The organism is Lysobacter capsici (assembly GCF_014779555.2).
Classification (GTDB): domain Bacteria; phylum Pseudomonadota; class Gammaproteobacteria; order Xanthomonadales; family Xanthomonadaceae; genus Lysobacter; species Lysobacter capsici.
On the sequence record NZ_CP094357.1, the window covers coordinates 1,199,442 to 1,217,642 of the forward strand.

Genomic DNA, 18,201 nt, shown 5'->3' on the forward strand with positions numbered 1-18,201 from the left:
GTCAGCGCGCTGTCAGCGCAGTGTCAGCAAGGCTGCTGCATCTGTACGGCTCCCTTGGCACGCATACATTGCGGGTACGACTTTGCGTATACGGTGGTCAACCAATGGCCCACGCGAGCGTTGACCTCGGACCGCTAGACTCACGCCGGTTTTGCAGCCGCCCACGGCAGGGACCGTGCCGGTCGACCGCCGTGCCAGCGTCGTTCGCGCGAATCGCCTGGTCGGTCCGTCTCATCCGCCCGATCCTCACCCGCCCGATCCGCGCCACCGCCCTCACGGGTCCCCGTTCAGAGAACCGCATGCGATCACGTTCCGGATTGAGCACCTGTTGCGCCCTTGCCCTCGTCGTCGCCTTGGCCGCCTGCGGCAAGGGCGGCAAAGCGCAAGGCGGTCCGGGAGGTCCGGGCGCGGGTCAGGGCGATCGACCCACCCCGGTCACCGCCGAGCAGGTGCATCTGCGGCCCTGGAACGACACCGTTCAGGCGCTCGGCAACGTCAAGGCGCGCGAGTCGATCGTCGTTTCGGCCAAGGTCAGCGAAATCGTTCAGGCGGTGCATTTCGACAGCGGCGATCACGTCGCCGCCGGCGCCTCGCTGATCACCCTGAGCGGCAAGGCCCAGCTGGCCGCGCTGGCCCAGGCCGAGGCCACCGCCAAGGAGGCCGAGCAGCTGCTCAAGCGTCAGACCGAACTGGCCGCGCAGCAGCTGATCGCGCGTTCCGCGCTCGACACCCAGCGCGCCACCCGCGACGCGACCCGCGCGCGGGTCGAACAGATGAAGGCCGATATCGGCGATCGCGAGATCCGCGCGCCGTTCGCCGGCGTGCTCGGCATCCGCCAGGTCAGCCCGGGCTCGCTGATCACCCCGGGCACGCCGATCGCCACGCTCGACGATACGCAGCGCGTCTATATCGATTTCCCGGTGCCCGAGACCTTGCTGGCGCGCGTGGCCAAGGGCCAGAGCGTGACCGGCACCAGCGCGGCCTATCCGGGCAAGCGCTTCGAAGGCCAGGTCAGCACGGTCGACGCGCGCATCGATCCGGCCACCCGCGCGGTGACCGTGCGCGCCGATTTTCCCAATCCCGATCATCTGCTGCGCCCGGGCATGCTGGTGCAGGTGACCTTGCTGCAGCCGCAGCGGCAGGCGCTGCTGATTCCGGAAATTTCGGTGGTGCAGGTCGGTACCGATTCCTATGTGTTCCGGGTCAAGCCGGATAACACGGTCGAGCGCGCCGATGTCGAAGTGGGCACGCGGCGCGAGGGGTTGGCCGAGATCGTCGAGGGCTTGAAGGTCGGCGATCGGGTCGTGGTCGACGGCACCGGCAAGTTGCGGGTTGGCGGCAAGGTGCAGGTGACGGCGGCTGCGGTGCCGCCAGCCGCGCCCACGCAGCCGCGCGAGGCCGAGGCCGAGGCCGATGCGTCCGCGCCGGTGCCCGCGGTGCAAGCGCCGGCCGTCGATGCGCCTGCGCAGAAGAACGCCGCGACCGGCAAGGACAATGCCAATGGCTGAGTCCCTGCGATTACTTGAGCGCCTGCGTTCCTTCCTATCGTCATTCCCGCGAACGCGGGAATCCAGTGAGTTTGGCGAGGCACTCTCCAGCCGTCATTCCCGCGAAGGCGGGAATCCAGAGACTTCGAACGTTCTCGCACGAAAGGCCCTGGATTCCCGCCTTCGCGGGAATGACGAGCAAGAGCAAAAGCCAGAGCAGCAACAGCAACAGCAACAGCAAAAACAACAAGCCGCCCCCGTCTACATCGCCGCCAAACGCGGCGAACCCAAACGCCGCAACGGCGCGGGTGACGGCCGATGATGCTGTCCGACGTCTCCATCCGCCGTCCGGTGTTCGCCACCGTGATGAGCCTGCTGCTGATCACCCTGGGCGTGATGGCGTTCTCGCGCCTGACCCTGCGCGAACTGCCCGCGATCGATCCGCCGGTGGTCTCGGTCGACGTGTCCTATCCCGGCGCCTCGGCGGCGGTGGTCGAAACCCGCATCACCCAGGTGCTTGAAGACGCGCTGGCCGGCATTGAGGGCATCGAGAGCATCGAGTCGCGCAGCGTCAACGGCCGCGCCTCGATCAGCATCGAGTTCACCCTGCAGCGCGAGATCGAAGCGGCCGCCAACGACGTGCGCGACGCGGTCAGCCGCGTGTCCAACCGCATGCCGGACGAAGCCGATCCGCCGCAGATCGAGAAAGTCGAAAGCGACGCCGACCCCATCTTGTGGCTCAACATGAGCTCCAAGCAGATGGACACGCTGCAGCTGTCCGACTACGCCGAGCGCTACATCGTCGATCGCTTGTCGTCGGTCGACGGCGTCGCCCAGGTGCGCATCGGCGGCCAGCAGCGCTACGCGATGCGGATCTGGCTCGACCAGGACGCGCTGGCCGCGCGCGACATCACCGTCAACGAAGTCGAAGCCGCGCTCGGCGCGGAGAACGTCGAGCTGCCGGCCGGACGGATCGAATCGGAATCGCGCGACTTCACCCTGCGGGTCGCGCGCAGTTATCAAAAACCCGCCGACTTCGCCCAGATCCCGCTGAAGAAGGGCGCCGACGGTTATGTCGTGCGCCTGGGCGACGTGGCCAAGATCCAGCTCGATTCGGCCGAACGCCGCGCCTATTACCGCAGCAACGGCGAGCAGAACATCGGCCTGGGCATCGTCAAGACCTCGACCGCGAACAGCCTGGACGTGGCGCGCGCGGTGCGCGAAGCCGCCGACCAGATCCGTCCGGGCCTGCCGCAGGGCACCGACATCTTCGTCGCCTTCGACACCACCGTGTTCATCGAGTCGGCGGTCGAACGCGTGTACCACACGCTGGTCGAAGCGATCGTGCTGGTGCTGATCGTGATCTGGCTGTTCCTCGGCAGCTTCCGCGCCGCGCTGATTCCGGCGGTGACGGTGCCGGTGTGTCTGATCGCCGCGTTCATTCCGCTGTACATGTTCGACTTCTCGATCAACCTGCTGACCTTGCTGGCGCTGGTGCTGTGCATCGGCCTGGTGGTCGACGACGCGATCGTGGTGATGGAGAACATCCAGCGCCGCGCCGATCTGGGCGAGCCGAGCCTGGTCGCGGCCGCGCGCGGCACCAAGCAGGTCGCGTTCGCGGTGATCGCGACCACCGCGGTATTGGTCGCGGTGTTCCTGCCGGTCGGCTTCATGGAAGGCAACACCGGACGATTGTTCCGCGAGTTGTCGGTGGCGCTGGCCGGCGCGGTCGCGTTGTCGGCCTTCGTCGCGTTGACCCTGACCCCGATGATGTCGTCCAAGTTCGTGCGTCCGCACAGCGAGGAGAAGTCGAACTTCATCAATCGCTGGATGAACGCGCGCCTGGACGGCGTGAGCCGGCGCTACAAGGGCCTGCTCGATCACACCGTCGAGCGGCCGTGGCTGTTCGGCGTGCTGATGCTGATCGCGATGGCCTTGAGCTTCGTGCTGTTCAAGTTCGTGCCGTCGGAGCTGGCGCCGCAGGAAGACCGCGGCTCGTTCCAGATCTCGATCCTCGGCCCGGAGGGCGCCGGTTACGACTACACGGTCAAGCAGGTGCAGCAGGTCGAGAAGATCATCGCCTCGCACACCGGCCCGGACAAGACCATCCAGCGCTACAACCCGCGCGTGCCCGGCGGTTTCGGCGCCAGCGAGGAAATGCATACCGGCCGCATCGCGGTGTTCCTGCAGGACTGGGACAAGCGCGAGGTCAGCACCGCCGACGTCGCCGACGGTCTGCGCGGCGAGCTGAGCCAGCTCACCGGCGTGCGCGCCTTGCCGCAGGTCGGCGGCGGTCTGGTGCGTACCCGTGGCCAGCCGATCCAGATCGTGCTCGGCGGCCCGGAATACGTCGAACTGGCGCAGTGGCGCGATCGCCTGCTGGCGCGCATCGAGCAGAACAAGGGCCTGTTCTCTGCCGATTCGGACTACAAGGAAACCCGGCCGCAGATGCGGGTGGAGATCGATCGCCAGCGCGCGGCCGACCTGGGCGTGAGCGTCACCGACATCGGTCATGCGCTGGAAACCATGATGGGCTCGCGCCGCGTCACCACCTTCGTGCAGAACGGCGAAGAGTACGACGTGATCGTGCAGGCCAACCGCGATCTGCGCACCTCGCCGGCGGACCTGTCGGCGATCCAGGTGCGCGCGCGCGACGGCGGGCTGATCCCGCTGTCGAATCTGGTCACCCTCAACGAACTGGCCGAACCCGGCAGCCTCAACCGCTTCAACCGCCTGCGCGCGATCACCATCAGCGCCGGCCTCGCTCCGGGTTACACCATGGGCGAAGCGGTCGCTTGGTTGAATCAGGTCGTCGCCGAGGAACTGCCCGATCAGGCGCAGATCGACTGGAAGGGCGAATCGCGCGAATACCAGAAGGCCGGCGGCGCGGTGCTGATGACCTTCACCCTGGCGCTGCTGGTGGTGTATCTGGTGCTGGCGGCGCAGTTCGAAAGCTTCATCCACCCGTTCGTGATCATGCTGACCGTGCCGCTGGGCGTGCTCGGCGCCTTGCTGGGGCTGTGGATGACCGGCGGGACGCTGAATTTGTTCAGTCAGATCGGCATCGTCATGCTGGTCGGACTGGCGGCGAAGAACGGCATCCTGATCGTCGAATTCGCCAATCAGCTGCGCGACGAGGGACGAAGTATCCACGAGGCCATCGTCGAGTCCTCGGCGGTGCGTCTGCGTCCGATCCTGATGACCTCGATCGCGACCGTGGTCGGCGCGGTGCCGCTGGTGCTGGCCGGCGGTCCGGGTTCGGCCAGCCGCGCCACGATCGGCATCGTGGTGATCTTCGGCGTGTCGTTCTCGACCCTGCTGTCGCTGTTCATCGTGCCGGCGTTCTACGTGCTGCTCGCGCGCTTCACCAAGTCGCCCGAAGCGGTCGCGCACGAGCTGGAGAAGCTGGAGAAGGAAACGCCGCAGGTGGACGGGCACGCTTGATCGCGGTCTAGTCCTGAGAGGTTCGCGTGGGTATCCCCCTGTAGGAGCGGCGTGAGCCGCGACCGCGACATCCATTGACGACGCAAGCGCGATGTCGCGGTCGCGGCTCGCGCCGCTCCTACAGGGCGTTTACGCGCTTGCGCAGCGCCGGGCGCATTGCGGTCCGCGTTCCCGTGTCAGGCCGATTCGATGACTCGCCCGCACTCGTACCCGCGCATCCGCGCCAGAATCCGCAGTGCATCGGCTTTTCCCGCCAGTTGCTCAGGCCACTGCAGACTCAGGCTGTCGCCGAATTCCAGATCCCTGAGCCCGGTGGTGTTGAACACGCCATCGATCGACCGCTCACCGACCCCGATGCGCTCCGCGCCGCCATAGCCCCCACGGCTCTGATCGTCGCGCTCCAGATAGATCGCGTCCATGCCGCCGTCGCGATCCTGCGGCTCGATCTCGCAGGCGCAGACGATATGCAGCACGTCCAAGGGGTTTTGTTCCGAGGCGAAGCCCAGGCTGACCCAGAGGTACTCGCCGTCTTCCTCGCCCGAATGGGCTTCCTCGATCCGATAGGTCTTCATCTTTGCTCTCCTGTCGGTCGCGTGATTCACGCGATCGCCGGCGCCTCGCGGTACAGCCTCAGGAACTTGAACATCTTCGGCCACTCCTCGCGCGGTTTGAACACGATCGCCACCTCGCGGCCGTCCAGCGCCGATTCGGTCAGCACCACGTGGTCGGCGACCTGTTTGGCGTTGTCGAACTCGGTCGCGTTCACCTTGCACACGGCCTTGAAGAACGGCCCGTCCAGCCACCGCGCCACCTCCGGCGTGTCGCGGAACTTCAGATAGCCGGCCAGCGAGGCATGGGCGACGGCGACCATGGCGAAGCCGAGCGGGATGTCGTCGCGGACCAGGATGTACATTTTCATGAAGTCGAAGGGCCGTTGTGGAGCCGATGAGGCGGGAGCGCCGGCCGACGCGATTTGCAGCGGGGCAGCCACGTAATTAGGCTAATCGTATGAACCTTCCCCCCTCAGCCGCCAGCCCGCCGCCGCGGGGCGACGGTTTCGTGCTGCGCCCGTGGCGCCTGGACGACCTCGACAGCCTGGTCGCGCACGCCAACGACGAGCAGGTATCGCGCGGCCTGGCCGATCGTTTTCCCTATCCCTACACCCGCGAGGACGGCGAGCGCTTCCTGTCCGGCGGAGTGATCGACATGGCCGAGCCGGTGTTCGCGATCGAAGTCGACGGCCGCGCCTGCGGCGGGATCGGCGCGCATCCGGGCAAGGGCGAGCGCGCGCATTCGGCCGAGTTCGGCTATTGGCTTGGGCGTTCGCTGTGGGGCGCGGGCCTGATGACGCGCGTGGTCGCGGCGTTCGCGCCGTGGGCGATGAACGAACTGGCGCTGTACCGGTTATATGCGACCGTGTTCGATCACAATCCCGGTTCGGCGCGGGTGTTGCAGAAGAACGGTTTCACCGAAGAAGGCGCGCAACGTTGCGCGGTGGTCAAGCGCGGGCAACTGCACGACCTGCGGGTGTTCGCGAAAGTACGAAGGAGTTTGAACGATGCAACGTGACGATCCGCCGCGCGGTCCGCGCAAGCCTTACAGCGGCCACGGCCCGCGCAAAGACACCGGTGCCGGCACGGGCCAGGGCGCAGGACAGGGTGCGGGCCAAGGCCCGTGGCGCAGCGGTCCGCGCCGCGACGACGAGCCGCGGCCGCCGCGTCAGGGCGCCGCGCCGCCGCGCGCGCCCGATGCGTCCGGCCCATATCGCGCCGCGCCGCGTCCGCCGGCCGGCGACAGCCCGTACCGCAACAGCGGCGAACGCCGCGCGCGCGAGCCCGCGGCCGTGGACCCGGCGGCGGTGCCGCATCGCAGCGGCCACGCCCATCCGCACGATCGCTCCGAGCGCCGCGACCAGCGCCATCGTCACGGCGACGACACTCGCGAACTGCACGCGCGCGAACGCAGCGAACGGCATGCGCGCGCCGAGCGGCCGTATCGCGAACGCGACGACGAGATCGACGGCGGTCCGGGCGAGGACGATTTCGGATCGCCTTCGCCGCAGCGCGCGCGCCGCGACGCCGAGCTGCGCCTGTATGGGCTCAATGCGATCCGCGCGGTGTTCGCGCGCCGGCCGCAGGCGATCCGCAAGCTGTATCTGGATTCGAACCGGATCCCGCAGCTGCAGCCGCTGCTGGCGTGGTGCGTGGCCAATCGGGTCGGTTACCGGGTGGTCGAGCAGACCGACCTGGACAAGCTCGCCGCGAGCAGCCATCACGAAGGCGTGGTCGCCGACGTGCTGCGCGAGGAACCGGTGTCGCTGTCGGAATGGCTGCGCGAACTCGCGCCGGGTCCGCAACTGGCGATCTGGCTCGACGGCGTCGGCAATCCGCACAACCTCGGCGCGATCCTGCGTTCGGCCGCGCATTTCGGCGTGAGCGCGGTGCTGTTGCCCAAGGACGGATCGCTGGCCTTGTCGGGCGCGGCCGCGCGCGTTGCCGAGGGCGGCGCCGAGGTCGTGCCGATGGTGCGCATGGGCCGCAGCGACAACGCGCTGGCGCAATTGCGCGGCTCGGGTTTCAGCCTGGCCGCGACCGTGGTCAGCGGCGGCGACGACGTATTCGCCACGTCCTTGCCCGAGCGCCTGATCTATGTGCTCGGCGCCGAAGGCGAGGGCATGGACCGCGACCTGGCCGCGGCCTGCGACCGGCGTTTGTCGATTCCCGGCAGCGGCAAGGTCGAAAGCCTCAACGTCGCGGCGGCGACGGCGGTGCTGCTGGCGGCGTGGCGCGCGCGGCGTTGAGCCGCGGCGCCTGATCGCGCACGACCCGGCGCGGCAATCGCCGCGAATGTGGGGCCGCCTTTGTAGGAGCGGCGTAAGCCGCGACCGCGACATCCACATACGATGGATGCGTGGGCTTGTCCGATCCGCCCGAATCATCAGACCTCATGCCGGCGCGGTGGGTGAGGTTTCGCGGTCGCGGCTCGCGCCGCTCCTACAGGGAGCGGTCGGCCTGACGTCGCAGCGGTGAAGCCGTCGCGAGTTTGAAATCGCATCCGATTCCGTAGGACACCACCAACGCGGCCCATCGCCGCTTATGTGGGTTAGCCCCCTGTAGGAGCGGCGCAAGCCGCGACCGCGACATCCACATACGATGGATGCGTGGGCTTGCCCGATCCGCCCGAATCACCAGACCTCATGCCGGCGCGGTGGGTGAGGTTTCGCGGTCGCGGCTCGCGCCGCTCCTACAGGGAGCGGGCGACCTGACGTCGCGGCGGTGAAGCCGTCGCGAGTTTGAAATCGCATCCGATTCCGTAGGACACCACCAACGCGGCCCATCGCCGCTTATGTGGGTTAGCCCCCTGTAGGAGCGGCGCAAGCCGCGACCGCGACATCCACATGCGACGGATGCATGGGCTTGTCCGATCCGCCCGAATCATCAGACCTCAGGCCGGCGCGATGGGTGAGGTTTCGCGGTCGCGGCTCACGCCGCTCCTACAGGGGAGCGGGCGACCTGACGTCGCGGCGGTGAAGCCGTCGCGAGTTTGAAATCGCATCCGATTCCGTAGGACACCACCAACGCGGCCCATCGCCGCTTATGTGGGTTAGCCCCCTGTAGGAGCGGCGCAAGCCGCGACCGCGACATCCACATACGATGGATGCGTGAGTTTGCCGTTCCGCTGAATCATCAGACATCAGACATCAGACATCAGACATCAGGCCGGCGCGGTGGGTGAGGTTTCGCGGTCGCGGCTCGCGCCGCTCCTACAGGGAGCGGTCGTTCTGACGTCGTGGCGGTGAAGCCGGCGCGAGTCTGGAATCGCGACACAGCACGCGTCGCGATTCCATCCTGCTGAGCGGCTCAACCCAGTTGCTTGATCGCCTCGAGCACCGCCGCGTACTCCTCGGCGCGTTCCGGCGATTTCAGCATCGCGTCCAGGCAGATCGAGGTCGCGGCGATCTGCACGGCCTGCAGCTGCTGCCGGTATTCGGCGGCGCTGACCTTTTCGAGCCCGTCGACGAAGGCTTCGATGCTGACGCGATGGGCGTAGGCGAACGCGCCGGCGGCGCCGAGGGTGTACTGCTGGGTGGCATCGATCGCATCGAGTATTTGCGAACTGACCGCGCTGCGGGTCGTCGCCAGTTGCTTGAGCTTGCTCGCGGTCGCTTGCACGTCGGCCTCCAGGGCCTTGGGGGCGGGAACGGTGGTTTGCGCGCCGGAGGCGATGCCACCGCCGGATTCGGTGCCGTCCGCGGACGGTTCACCGGGCCGGAACGCCGCGCTGGCCTGGGAAAACAGCGTCACCGCGCCTTGCGTGGCCGCCGACGCATTGATGATGCATTGCTGCTGTTGCGCGCTGACCGCGTTCTCCACCATCACACCGGTGACGTGGGCGATGCTCTGGTAGATCTGCGCGATGGCCATGGCCGGCGCTTGCGCGACGGTTTTGATGTTGGTCTGGGTGACCGCGTCGGTGATCTGCGAATTCACGGCGCCGGAAACGGAAGCTGCCTCATCCATGGTGGGTGTCCTGTGCGGGAAGGGATGCAGGCGCAGCGGGTTTGCCGGCCTTCGTTGCGGTTACAACGCAATTCGGCGGACAGACCGGGCGTCGGGCGCGGCGTGGCGGCGGTTATGCGATGCGCATCGCATTGCGCGGTCGCGCACGGATGAAGTCGGGGCCATACCGCTCGCCGCGGTCTAGCGATCCTGTAGAGATGTCGGGCCCGAAAGGCGTCGTCCTGCGATTCGCGGAGATGGGCGCATCGGCCGTGTCGAGCAAGTTCGCCGGCCTTGCCGCATCGCGTGGAGCTGGCGGCGAGCCGCTTTGCGCGAAGGCGACCAGCTTCGACGTCCTCGCCCCGACGTCTTCGCTCCGTCGCGGCGCGCCTTGAGCAAGGCGAGCAACCTGAAACCACGGGCCAAAAAAAACCGCCCTCTCCCTGATCCGGGAGAGAGCGGTCCTGTCAGCCATCGCCGGCCGCGCTCACTCCTCCGGCGGAGTGACCTTCTTCGCCGCGCTGCCGAAATCGCCGTCGGCCGATGCGGCCAGATACGCGAACACCGCATACGCGGCGACGTTCTGCGCCAGCGCCTTCGGGTCGATCTTGTCGAGCGTATCGTCGGGCGTGTGGTGGTAGTCGAAGTAATCGGTACCGTCCTGCGCCAATCGCGCCCAGGCCAGACCGCCGGCCGCGAACGGCGAGATGTCCGGGCCGGGGCCGCCCTTGCCCGGGGTGTGTTCGATGCCCAGCGGCGCCAGCGCCTGCGCGATCTGCGCGTCGGCGGTCTTGGCGTAGTCCGGCGCCGAACTCGAATAGGCGTAGATGCGGCCCGCGCCGAAGTCGCTTTCCGCGCCGATCTGATGCTTGGCCACGTCGGCCGCGTGCTTGGCCGCGTAAGCCTTGCCGCCGTACAGACCCTGCTCTTCGTTGGCGAAGGCGATGACCCGGATGGTGCGCGCCGGACGCAGCTTGCTCTGGCCGATCAGCTTGGCCGCGGCCATGGTCAGGCCGACGCCGGCGCCGTCGTCGATCGCGCCGGTGCCCAGATCCCACGAATCCAGATGGCCGCCGATGATGACGACTTCGTCGGGCTTGCTCTTGCCGCGGATCTCGCCGATCACGTTGTGCGAGGTCGCCTCGCCGTCCCAGCCGCAATCCAGCGCCACGCGCACGCGGGTCGGGCCGAGCGCGGCCAGCCGCGACAGCTGCGCCGCGTCCGGCGCCGACAGGGCCGCCGACGGAATCGGCTTGAGCCCGTCGTCGAAACGGGTGATGCCGGTGTGCGGCATGCGGTGCGAATCGGTACCGGCCGAACGCATCAGGAAACCGCTGGCGCCGGCGCGGATCGCCGCCGACGGACCGCGGCTGCGCACGCGCCCGCCGGGGCCGTAACCGGCGCCGTCCTTCGCGCGCGGCATGGCGAAGTCGACGAAGGCGATCTTGCCGGCCAGCGAACCGGCCGGCACCGCTTCCAGCGCGGCCAGGTCGGCGAAGCGCGCGACCTCGCCCTCGACCGTGCCGGCCGGGCTGCCGCCGAGCGCGGTCAGGGTCAGCGGCTGCGCATTCGCGCCGAGCACCTGCGCGTGTTCGCTGCGACGTTCCCACTTCGGAAACGTCACCGGTTCCAGCCACACTTTGTCGAAGCCCAGTTCGCGGAATTTCGCCTGCGCCCAGGCGACCGCGCGCGCGTCGGCTTCGCTGCCGGCCAGGCGCGGACCGACCTGCGTGGTCAGCGATTCGGTGATCTTGTAGCCCAGGTCGCTGGCGAGCGCGCGCTCGCGCAGTTCCGCGGCGGCGTCGATCGCGGCCTGGGGTATGCGCGTTTCGCGCGGTGCGGCCACGGCAGAGCCGACGAACAGTACAGCAGCCATCGCTGCCCACAACGGTGCGCGCATCCCCAATCTCCTCAGCGGGCCTTGCCGTCCGGAAGGTCGGGCGGCACAGGCGAAACGTCGAGCTTAGCAACCCGAGCGGCGCTCGCTATCTGAGGAAAGTCACCCCGCGGCTTGAGCGTTTTTTGTCGCTGGCTATCGCGAGGCTTGAGGCGGGCCGCGCCGGCGTGGCCGACTTTGCCGTTCTTGTGGTTTCGCCCGATCGCCATCGTGGCGGCGAGGTATTTTGCGGAAGGGGCTGAAGCCCCTCCCACAAAAGACTTCGAAATCGCGCTGCGGCCCGTGCAAGCGCAAAACGAAACGGCCGCGCTAGGCGGCCGTTTCGGATGCGACTTGTGTCGAGAACTCAGAGCGTGGTCTTGCCCTGCAGCGAATCGCGAATCTCGCGCAGCAGCAACACGTCTTCCGGGGTCGCCGCGACCGGCGCTTCGACCGGCTTGCGCACCTTGTTGTAGGCCTTGAGCACGATGAAGATCACGAACGCGATCAGGATGAAGTCGATCGCGGTCTGCAGGAACATGCCGTACTTGATCGCGACTTCGGCCGCGACTTCCTTGCCGGCCGCGTCGAGCTGCGAAGGCTTGAGCACGTACTTCCAGTCGCTGACGCTGACGCCGCCGGTCAGGTAGCCGATGCTCGGCATCACGATGCCGTCGACCAGCGCGGTGACGATCTTGCCGAACGCCGCGCCGATCACCACGCCGACGGCCAGATCGACCACGTTGCCGCGCGCAATGAACTCTTTGAACTCGCTGATCATGCCCATCGCATGCTCTCCCTGGTTGCGGCTGGACCGTGACGGACCAGACGGTTGACGACATCGAATACGGCGCTGAATCGGGTACTTGGCTGGGCGCTCACTCGCCGGGCCGGACTATACGGACGCTCAGGTGATGCGCCCGTGCAGTTCGGCCACGCCTTCGAGCACGGCGCGGTAGCGGTCGCCGCGCTGCAGCGGACCGACGCCCGACGGCGTGCCCATGTAGACCAGGTCGCCGGCGCGCAATGCGTACAGGCGCGAGAGTTCGTGCAGGATTTCCTCGACGTTCCACACCAGATCGTCGAGCGTGCCGCGCTGGCGCGGTTCGCCGTTGACTTCCAGGCTCAGGCTGCGCGCGCCGAGTTCGCCGACCTCGGCCGCCGGCACGATCGCGCTGATCGGCGCGGCATGGTCGAACGACTTGCCGGTATCCCACGGCAGGCCCTTGGCCTTGGCTTGCGATTGCAGGTCGCGGCGGGTCAGATCCAGCCCGACCGCGTAGCCGTAGATCAGGCTCGCGGCGTCGGCGACGGCGAGTTCGCCGGCCGGCGCGTCGCGGCCGATGGCGACGACCAGTTCGACTTCGTGATGCAGGTCGCTGGTGCCCGGCGGGTAGGGCACGCTGTCGCCGAGTTCCAGCGAATCGTGCGGCTTCAGAAAGAACACCGGCCGGCCGCGATCGGCCGCCGAAGTCGGTACCGCAGCGCCCATCTCGCGGGCATGCTCGGCGAAGTTGCGGCCGACGCAGTAGACGCGGCGCACCGGGAAGGTGGCGTCGGCGGACAGGCGCTGGCCGCGCACGGGAATGCGGGTAAGCGGCGGCGCCGCGATCACGTCGCTCATACGGTCAGCGCGCCGTGTTCGAGCGATGCTCGACCTTGGCCGGGTCGACGACGCGGAATTCGCCCTCGACCACATCGTGCGCATGGCGCGGGCCGCGCCCGGCCATCGGCTTGCCGCGGCGCTGCCACAGCTTGTAGGTCAGGCCGGCGACGATCATCGCCGCGCCGACGAACACGCTGAAGAACACCAGCAAGGCCAGCAGGCCCAGTCCGACGACGCCGAGCACGAAACGCAGGAGGCGGTGACGCGGCTTGCGCGGCTCGAACGCCGTGCGCACGCGCGATTGGAATGCATTCCATTGCGGTCGTTGATCGAAAAAGCGGAAGGTCTGGGCAAACATTTCGGGTGTCGTGAGACAATGCGGCTTGGGCCGGACACTGGAGTATCGTTCCAGGCATGGATGAGGGTGTGAGAACTTCGTTAAATGCCCCGGGCGGCGCCGACCCGGCCGGTCAACCTTTGATCGAGCTGCAGCGCCTGGCCGACGGCGCCTTCGCCGAGGCCGAAGCGAGCATCGACGGCGACGCCGAATCGCTGCTGCTGTACCGCGACGGCGACGCCGTGCGCGCCTGGCTCAACATCTGCCCGCACGCCGGCCGCCGATTAGATTGGGCGCCCGGCCAATTTCTCAAGAGCAAGGACGGCCTGCTGGTGTGCGCGGCGCACGGCGCCAGCTTCGAACTGCTCGGCGGCGAATGCGTGGCCGGCCCATGCCGGGGCGAATCTTTGCGCGCGGTAGAGGTCGTGGTGCGCGACGGCGCGGTGTGGTTGGCCTGATCCCATCGCCGCGAATCCGCCCGCGCCCCCTGTAGAAGCGGCGCAAACCGCGACCGCGAAACCCCACATGCGACGCATGCGGCAATCGCCATGACATCGCACCAAAGACGCGGCCCTGGCGTCCCGCATCCAATCCGCGGCCGCCCCCTGTAGGAGCGGCGCAAGCCGCGACCGAGAAACCTCACATGCGACGCATGCCGCAATCGCCATGACATCGCGCCAAAGACGCGGCCCTAGCGCCCCGCATCCAATCCGCGGCCGCCCCCTGTAGGAGCGGCGCAAGCCGCGACCGCGAAACCTCGCATGCGACGCATGCGGCCATCGCCGTGACATCGCGCCAAAGACGCGGCTCTATCGTCCCGCATCCAATCCGCGGTCGCCCCCTATAGGAGCGGCGTAAGCCGCGACCGAGAAACCACAACCGCTTCGACCGGTCGAGGTCTTCGCGATCGCATTGTTTGCGTCGTGTGCGAGGTGTCGCGGTCGCGGCTTGCGCCGCTCCTACAGGGGGCGGGCGATGTCTCGCGGACGGGCTTATCGCAGGGAGGCGTCGCGCTCGGTTTTTCTGCGACGTCACTTGCCCCAGAACAGGATATTGACCATCAGCACCGTCACCACCGTATAGATCAACGACAACGGCCCGCCGATCCGCCACAGCTCCTTGCCGCTGTAGCCGGCCGGGCCGGAGATCATCGAGATAACCGGGTTCGACGCGGTCATGAAATTGTTCGACGCCGACAGCGCGACGATCAGCGCGAACGCGGTCGGGTTGCCGCCGGCGGCCAGCGCCAGGTTGACCGCGAGCGGCACCACCACGATGGTCGCGCCGACATGGCTGATGACCAACGAGAACAAGGTGGTCAGCAATCCGATCAATATTTCCAGCAGCCACACCGGCGTGCCCGTGGGCAGGCGCTCGATCGTGTGACCGGCGATCCACGCCGCCGCGCCGCTGGAATCCATCGCCCAGCCCAGCGGAATCAGGCAGGCCATCAGGAACACGGTCTTCCAGTTGATCGCCGAATAGGCTTCGTCGATATTGATCACCCCGGCGATCAACATGCCGGCCACGCCGGTCATCAGCGCGATCGACACCGGCAGGCGCGAGGACAGCGCCAGCAGCATGGCCACGGCGAAGATCGCCAGCGCGATCTTGAGCTTGTGCGGACGCTGTTCGCCCTTGGGATAGTCGGTGACCACGACCAGGTCCTTGCTCGCCGCGGCGCTGGCCAGGTCGGTCCAGATGCTGTGGAACACCAGCATGTCGCCGGCGCGCATCGGAACGTTGCGCACGTTGTCGCGCAGCACGTCCTTGTCGCGGTTGATCGCCAGCAGGCTCAGGCCCGACTGCTTGCGCAGGTGCAGATCGCCGGCGGTCTTGCCGATGTAACCGGAGGTCGCCGGCACCACCGCTTCGGAAATGCCGGCGCGCGAAGGGTTGAACAGGTCGGCGAAATTGCGCAGGCGCGAGGACAGGCGCAGGAAATGGTTCTGGGCGAAATCGGCGACCTGCTGCTTGGGCCCCATCGCGCCGAGCACGCTGCCGACCCAGATGCGGGTGTCGGCCGGCGGCGCCAGGCGCGAATCGTTGTCGCTCTTGAGCGCCAGCAGCAGCGGCGCGTCGCGCAGGGTTTCCGCTTCGCCCAGCGACATGCCGACCAGGGGGCTGTCGGCGGTCACGGTGAGTTCGTAGACGTCGCCCTCGATGCCGTAGGCCTTGGCGAAATAGCTCTGGGTGCGCGCCGGGGTCGCGCCTTTCTCGCTGTCGTCCTTGAGCAGCTTGTCGCCGAAGAAATGGAAATACGCCAGCGAGGCGGCCAGCAGGGCCACGCCGATCGGCAGAGGCGCGAACATCTTCAGCGGCTCGATCGTGGCCGCGCCCGAGGGCAGGTTGCTGTTGGCGTTGAGCAGCAAGTCGTTGAGCAGGATCAGCGGCGAATTGCCGACCATGGTCAGCGCGCCGCCCATGATGATCGCCGCGGCGATCGGCAACAGCAGCCGCGGCAGCGACAGGCCGGTGCGCGAGGACAGGCGCGCGGCGACCGGCATGTACAGCGCCATCACCGACGGGTTCTGCATGAAGGAGGAATTCAGGCCGGCCACCGCGGTGGTCAGCAGCAGCAATCGCTGCTCGATGCCGTGCGCGCGCCGCAGCAGCCAGCCGGCGAGGCGGTTGAGCGCGCCGGTGCGGTCCAGGCCGGCGCCGAGGATCATCGTCGCGATGATGCTGATGACCGCGTTACCGGAAAAGCCGTTGAACAGTTCGTCGGGCTCGACCAGGCCCGACAGGCCCAGCAGCACCAGCACGACCAGGGCGACCACGTCGGCGCGGATGCGTTCGAACAGGAACATCGCCATCGTGAACACCACCAGCCCCAGAACGAGCTTCATGTCGGTGGTTAGCGCGAGGGCGGTATCCATCAGGGCCGGGAATCGGGAATGGGGAATCGGGAATCGGAAAAGCCAAGGCAAAGCAAGACATCGCTACCGGATTGGGCGTCAGCAACGTATCGCGGATAGTCGGCAGCTCGCATCCGATTCCCGACTCCCAATTCCCTATTCCCGGCTCTTGTCGTACAGCAAATCCCAGACCCCGTGGCCGAGCTTCTGGCCCCGGGTCTCGAAATGCGTCTGTGGGCGCCAATCCGGACGCGGCACGCTCCCGCGCTTGCCCGCGCGGTTGACGATGCCCCCTGTCGCATCCAGGACGTCCCACATCTGTTCGGCATAGTCCTGCCAATCGGTGGCGAGGTGCAAGCGTCCGTCGCTTGCGAGCTTGCGCACCAGCAATTGCGCGAACGCCGGTTGCACCAACCGGCGCTTGTTGTGACGCTTCTTATGCCACGGGTCCGGGAAGTAAATCCGGACCTCGTCCAATGAACCGTCGGCGACTTCGTTATTGAGCACTTCGACCGCGTCGTGGTGATACAGCCGCACGTGATCGCTGCCGTCCTCGGCCAGGGCGTTCAACAGCCGGCCGACGCCGGGCGCGTGCACTTCGATGCCGATCAGGTCGCGGTCTTTGTCGTTGCGGGCGGCGAAGCGCAGCGCGTCGCCGTTGCCGAAACCGATTTCCAGCACGCGCTTGGCGCTGCGTCCGAAGACCGCGTCGAAGTCGCGCGGCGCGCCGTGGTAATCGACGCCGAAGCGCGGCCACAGTTCGTCGAACGCGCGCTGCTGGGCCGGGGTGAAGCGGCCCTGGCGCAGCACGAAGCTGCGCACCTGGCGGCGGCCTTCCTCGACCGTGAACGGCTTGGGCGGGGACTTGGCGCCGTCGCTGGCGAACGGATCGGTCATATCAGCCGATCAGACCGTCGATGGGGCTGGACGCGCTGGCGAAACGCTTGCGCGGAATCCGCCCGGCCTTGAACGCGGCGCGGCCGGCCTCGATCGCCAGCTTCATCGCATGCGCCATCAGGATCGGGTCGCGCGCGCCGGCGATGGCGGTGTTCATCAGTACGCCGTCGCAGCCCAGTTCCATCGCGATCGCGGCGTCCGACGCGGTGCCGACGCCGGCGTCGACCAGGATCGGCACCTTGGCGTTCTCGATGATCTCGAGCAGGTTGTACTTGTTCTGCACGCCCAGGCCCGAGCCGATCGGCGCGGCCAGCGGCATCACCGCGACGCAGCCGATTTCCTCCAGGCGCTTGGCCAGGATCGGGTCGTCGGAGGTGTAGACCATCACGTCGAAGCCGTCCTTGACCAGGATTTCGGCCGCGGCCAGGGTCTGCACGACATCGGGGAACAAGGTGCGCTGGTCGCCGAGCACTTCCAGCTTGACCAGCTTATGGCCGTCGAGCAGCTCGCGCGCCAAGCGGCAGGTGCGCACCGCGTCGTCGGCGGTGTAGCAGCCGGCGGTGTTGGGCAGCAGGGTGTAGCGGTCTGGCGGCAGCACGTCGAGCAGGTTCGGCTCGCCCGGGTTCTGGCCGATATTGGTGCGGCGAATCGCGACGGTGACGATTTGCGCGCCGGCGGCCTCGGTGGCCCGGCGGGTTTCGTCGAGGTCCTTGAACTTGCCGGTGCCGGTCAACAGGCGCGAGCGGTAGGTTTTGCCGGCGATGACCAGCGGATCGGAGAAGGCGGTGTCAGTCATCCGGCAATTATGGCTGATCGCCGGTGAACATGTCCGGGCCGGGACCGCGCCGGGCGGGGCTGTTCCGGCCTTTCCGCTGTCCCGTTCCGCCCCGGGCTCGCGGGCCCGACTTGGCCGAATCTGGCCGCAAAGTCACGGCGGCTGTCACCGGGGTTTAAGCGTTCGCGCGCAGCATTGGGTGCGGTGGTCGGGCTATTGCCGGGCTTTTTGGATGAAGCGGGCAGGTCGCAGGGCTCGCTTTCGATCTGCTTGAGAACGCCGAACCCATGCGCCTTGACTGCGTCGCCTGAGCCAGTCGATCGATCTCATGCGCGTACCGAGTTGGCATGGTCGGGCGATTGCGGCCATGCCGCGCCGAGGATTCCGACCGTGAGCGTATCGTTCGTTTCTTTGCCGATGGG

At 67.6% G+C, this 18,201-nt stretch carries 15 protein-coding genes and 1 pseudogene; 6 read left to right on the forward strand and 10 right to left on the reverse strand.

The window, feature by feature from the left end:
- The first annotated feature begins 299 nt into the window (after nt 1-299).
- From IEQ11_RS04890 to IEQ11_RS04900, 3 genes are read left to right on the forward strand one after another with little or no spacing between them, the layout of a single operon-like run.
- Nucleotides 300-1,508: an efflux RND transporter periplasmic adaptor subunit gene (locus IEQ11_RS04890; protein WP_191822743.1), complete on the forward strand. Its 1,209-nt coding sequence runs from the start codon at nt 300-302 to the stop codon at nt 1,506-1,508.
- Nucleotides 1,501-1,809, forward strand: a complete 309-nt coding sequence (locus IEQ11_RS04895) for a hypothetical protein (protein WP_191822742.1) — start codon at nt 1,501-1,503, stop codon at nt 1,807-1,809. Before IEQ11_RS04890 ends, IEQ11_RS04895 begins: the two co-directional genes overlap by 8 nt.
- Nucleotides 1,806-4,931, forward strand: a complete 3,126-nt coding sequence (locus tag IEQ11_RS04900; protein ID WP_056107401.1) for an efflux RND transporter permease subunit — start codon at nt 1,806-1,808, stop codon at nt 4,929-4,931. Before IEQ11_RS04895 ends, IEQ11_RS04900 begins: the two co-directional genes overlap by 4 nt.
- 176 nt (nt 4,932-5,107) lie before the next feature.
- Here the strand turns inward: IEQ11_RS04900 and IEQ11_RS04905 are convergent, their stop codons facing one another.
- Nucleotides 5,108-5,503 carry a hypothetical protein gene (locus IEQ11_RS04905; RefSeq protein WP_191822741.1) on the reverse strand — a complete coding sequence of 132 codons (396 nt, stop codon included), beginning with the start codon at nt 5,501-5,503 and terminating at the stop codon, nt 5,108-5,110.
- A gap of 26 nt (nt 5,504-5,529) precedes the next feature.
- Complete coding sequence (locus IEQ11_RS04910) at nt 5,530-5,850, reverse strand: peptidyl-tRNA hydrolase (protein ID WP_036106718.1); 321 nt, start codon at nt 5,848-5,850, stop codon at nt 5,530-5,532.
- 89 nt (nt 5,851-5,939) lie between these two features.
- Here IEQ11_RS04910 and IEQ11_RS04915 point away from each other — a divergent pair, with 89 nt between their 5' ends.
- Together IEQ11_RS04915 and IEQ11_RS04920 are read left to right on the forward strand one after the other, a co-directional pair.
- Nucleotides 5,940-6,500, forward strand: a complete 561-nt coding sequence (locus tag IEQ11_RS04915; RefSeq protein WP_057920828.1) for a GNAT family N-acetyltransferase — start codon at nt 5,940-5,942, stop codon at nt 6,498-6,500.
- A 445-nt stretch (nt 6,501-6,945) separates the two neighbouring features.
- The gene (locus IEQ11_RS04920) at nt 6,946-7,731 is read left to right on the forward strand and encodes a TrmH family RNA methyltransferase (RefSeq protein ID WP_425494675.1); all 786 of its coding nucleotides are present in this window, start codon (nt 6,946-6,948) and stop codon (nt 7,729-7,731) included.
- A gap of 1,060 nt (nt 7,732-8,791) precedes the next feature.
- Here IEQ11_RS04920 and IEQ11_RS04925 read toward each other — a convergent pair.
- The 5 genes from IEQ11_RS04925 to IEQ11_RS04945 all read right to left on the reverse strand — a co-directional run bounded on the left by IEQ11_RS04925 (nt 8,792) and on the right by IEQ11_RS04945 (nt 13,270).
- Nucleotides 8,792-9,451, reverse strand: coding sequence for a RebB family R body protein (locus IEQ11_RS04925; protein WP_191822739.1), 660 nt, complete (start codon nt 9,449-9,451; stop codon nt 8,792-8,794).
- A 466-nt stretch (nt 9,452-9,917) separates the two neighbouring features.
- Complete coding sequence (locus IEQ11_RS04930; protein ID WP_036106727.1) at nt 9,918-11,345, reverse strand: M28 family peptidase; 1,428 nt, start codon at nt 11,343-11,345, stop codon at nt 9,918-9,920.
- 328 nt (nt 11,346-11,673) lie between these two features.
- Nucleotides 11,674-12,093, reverse strand: coding sequence for a large-conductance mechanosensitive channel protein MscL (gene mscL, locus IEQ11_RS04935; protein WP_096413414.1), 420 nt, complete (start codon nt 12,091-12,093; stop codon nt 11,674-11,676).
- A gap of 120 nt (nt 12,094-12,213) precedes the next feature.
- On the reverse strand, nt 12,214-12,930 hold the full coding sequence (locus tag IEQ11_RS04940) for a fumarylacetoacetate hydrolase family protein (protein ID WP_191822738.1): 717 nt from the start codon (nt 12,928-12,930) through the stop codon (nt 12,214-12,216).
- Nucleotides 12,931-12,934: 4 nt separating this feature from the next.
- Nucleotides 12,935-13,270 carry a hypothetical protein gene (locus IEQ11_RS04945; protein WP_046655608.1) on the reverse strand — a complete coding sequence of 112 codons (336 nt, stop codon included), beginning with the start codon at nt 13,268-13,270 and terminating at the stop codon, nt 12,935-12,937.
- Between the two features lie 119 nt (nt 13,271-13,389).
- On the opposite strand from IEQ11_RS04945, the gene IEQ11_RS04950 reads away from it, so the two are divergent.
- The gene (locus IEQ11_RS04950; protein ID WP_036106737.1) at nt 13,390-13,707 is read left to right on the forward strand and encodes a Rieske (2Fe-2S) protein; all 318 of its coding nucleotides are present in this window, start codon (nt 13,390-13,392) and stop codon (nt 13,705-13,707) included.
- 573 nt (nt 13,708-14,280) lie between these two features.
- Here IEQ11_RS04950 and IEQ11_RS04955 read toward each other — a convergent pair.
- The 3 genes and pseudogenes from IEQ11_RS04955 to IEQ11_RS04965 form a co-directional block, all read right to left on the reverse strand.
- Complete coding sequence (locus IEQ11_RS04955) at nt 14,281-16,128, reverse strand: SLC13 family permease (RefSeq protein WP_046655612.1); 1,848 nt, start codon at nt 16,126-16,128, stop codon at nt 14,281-14,283.
- Nucleotides 16,129-16,275: 147 nt separating this feature from the next.
- Nucleotides 16,276-17,004 (reverse strand): annotated as a pseudogene (trmB, locus tag IEQ11_RS04960) (tRNA (guanosine(46)-N7)-methyltransferase TrmB); the annotation flags it as partial.
- A 1-nt stretch (nt 17,005) separates the two neighbouring features.
- Nucleotides 17,006-17,800: a thiazole synthase gene (locus tag IEQ11_RS04965; RefSeq protein ID WP_036106745.1), complete on the reverse strand. Its 795-nt coding sequence runs from the start codon at nt 17,798-17,800 to the stop codon at nt 17,006-17,008.
- Between the last annotated feature and the right edge of the window lie 401 nt (nt 17,801-18,201).

Coding starts and splice junctions, on each gene's coding strand:
- IEQ11_RS04910 (WP_036106718.1), bottom strand. CDS start 5,850: ATGAAAATGTACATCCTGGTCCGCGACGACATCCCGCTCGGCTTCGCC.
- IEQ11_RS04965 (WP_036106745.1), bottom strand. CDS start 17,800: ATGACTGACACCGCCTTCTCCGATCCGCTGGTCATCGCCGGCAAAACC.
- IEQ11_RS04945 (WP_046655608.1), bottom strand. CDS start 13,270: ATGTTTGCCCAGACCTTCCGCTTTTTCGATCAACGACCGCAATGGAAT.
- IEQ11_RS04955 (WP_046655612.1), bottom strand. CDS start 16,128: ATGGATACCGCCCTCGCGCTAACCACCGACATGAAGCTCGTTCTGGGG.
- IEQ11_RS04895 (WP_191822742.1), top strand. CDS start 1,501: ATGGCTGAGTCCCTGCGATTACTTGAGCGCCTGCGTTCCTTCCTATCG.
- IEQ11_RS04900 (WP_056107401.1), top strand. CDS start 1,806: ATGATGCTGTCCGACGTCTCCATCCGCCGTCCGGTGTTCGCCACCGTG.
- mscL (WP_096413414.1), bottom strand. CDS start 12,093: ATGGGCATGATCAGCGAGTTCAAAGAGTTCATTGCGCGCGGCAACGTG.
- IEQ11_RS04915 (WP_057920828.1), top strand. CDS start 5,940: ATGAACCTTCCCCCCTCAGCCGCCAGCCCGCCGCCGCGGGGCGACGGT.
- IEQ11_RS04940 (WP_191822738.1), bottom strand. CDS start 12,930: ATGAGCGACGTGATCGCGGCGCCGCCGCTTACCCGCATTCCCGTGCGC.
- IEQ11_RS04905 (WP_191822741.1), bottom strand. CDS start 5,503: ATGAAGACCTATCGGATCGAGGAAGCCCATTCGGGCGAGGAAGACGGC.
- IEQ11_RS04890 (WP_191822743.1), top strand. CDS start 300: ATGCGATCACGTTCCGGATTGAGCACCTGTTGCGCCCTTGCCCTCGTC.
- IEQ11_RS04925 (WP_191822739.1), bottom strand. CDS start 9,451: ATGGATGAGGCAGCTTCCGTTTCCGGCGCCGTGAATTCGCAGATCACC.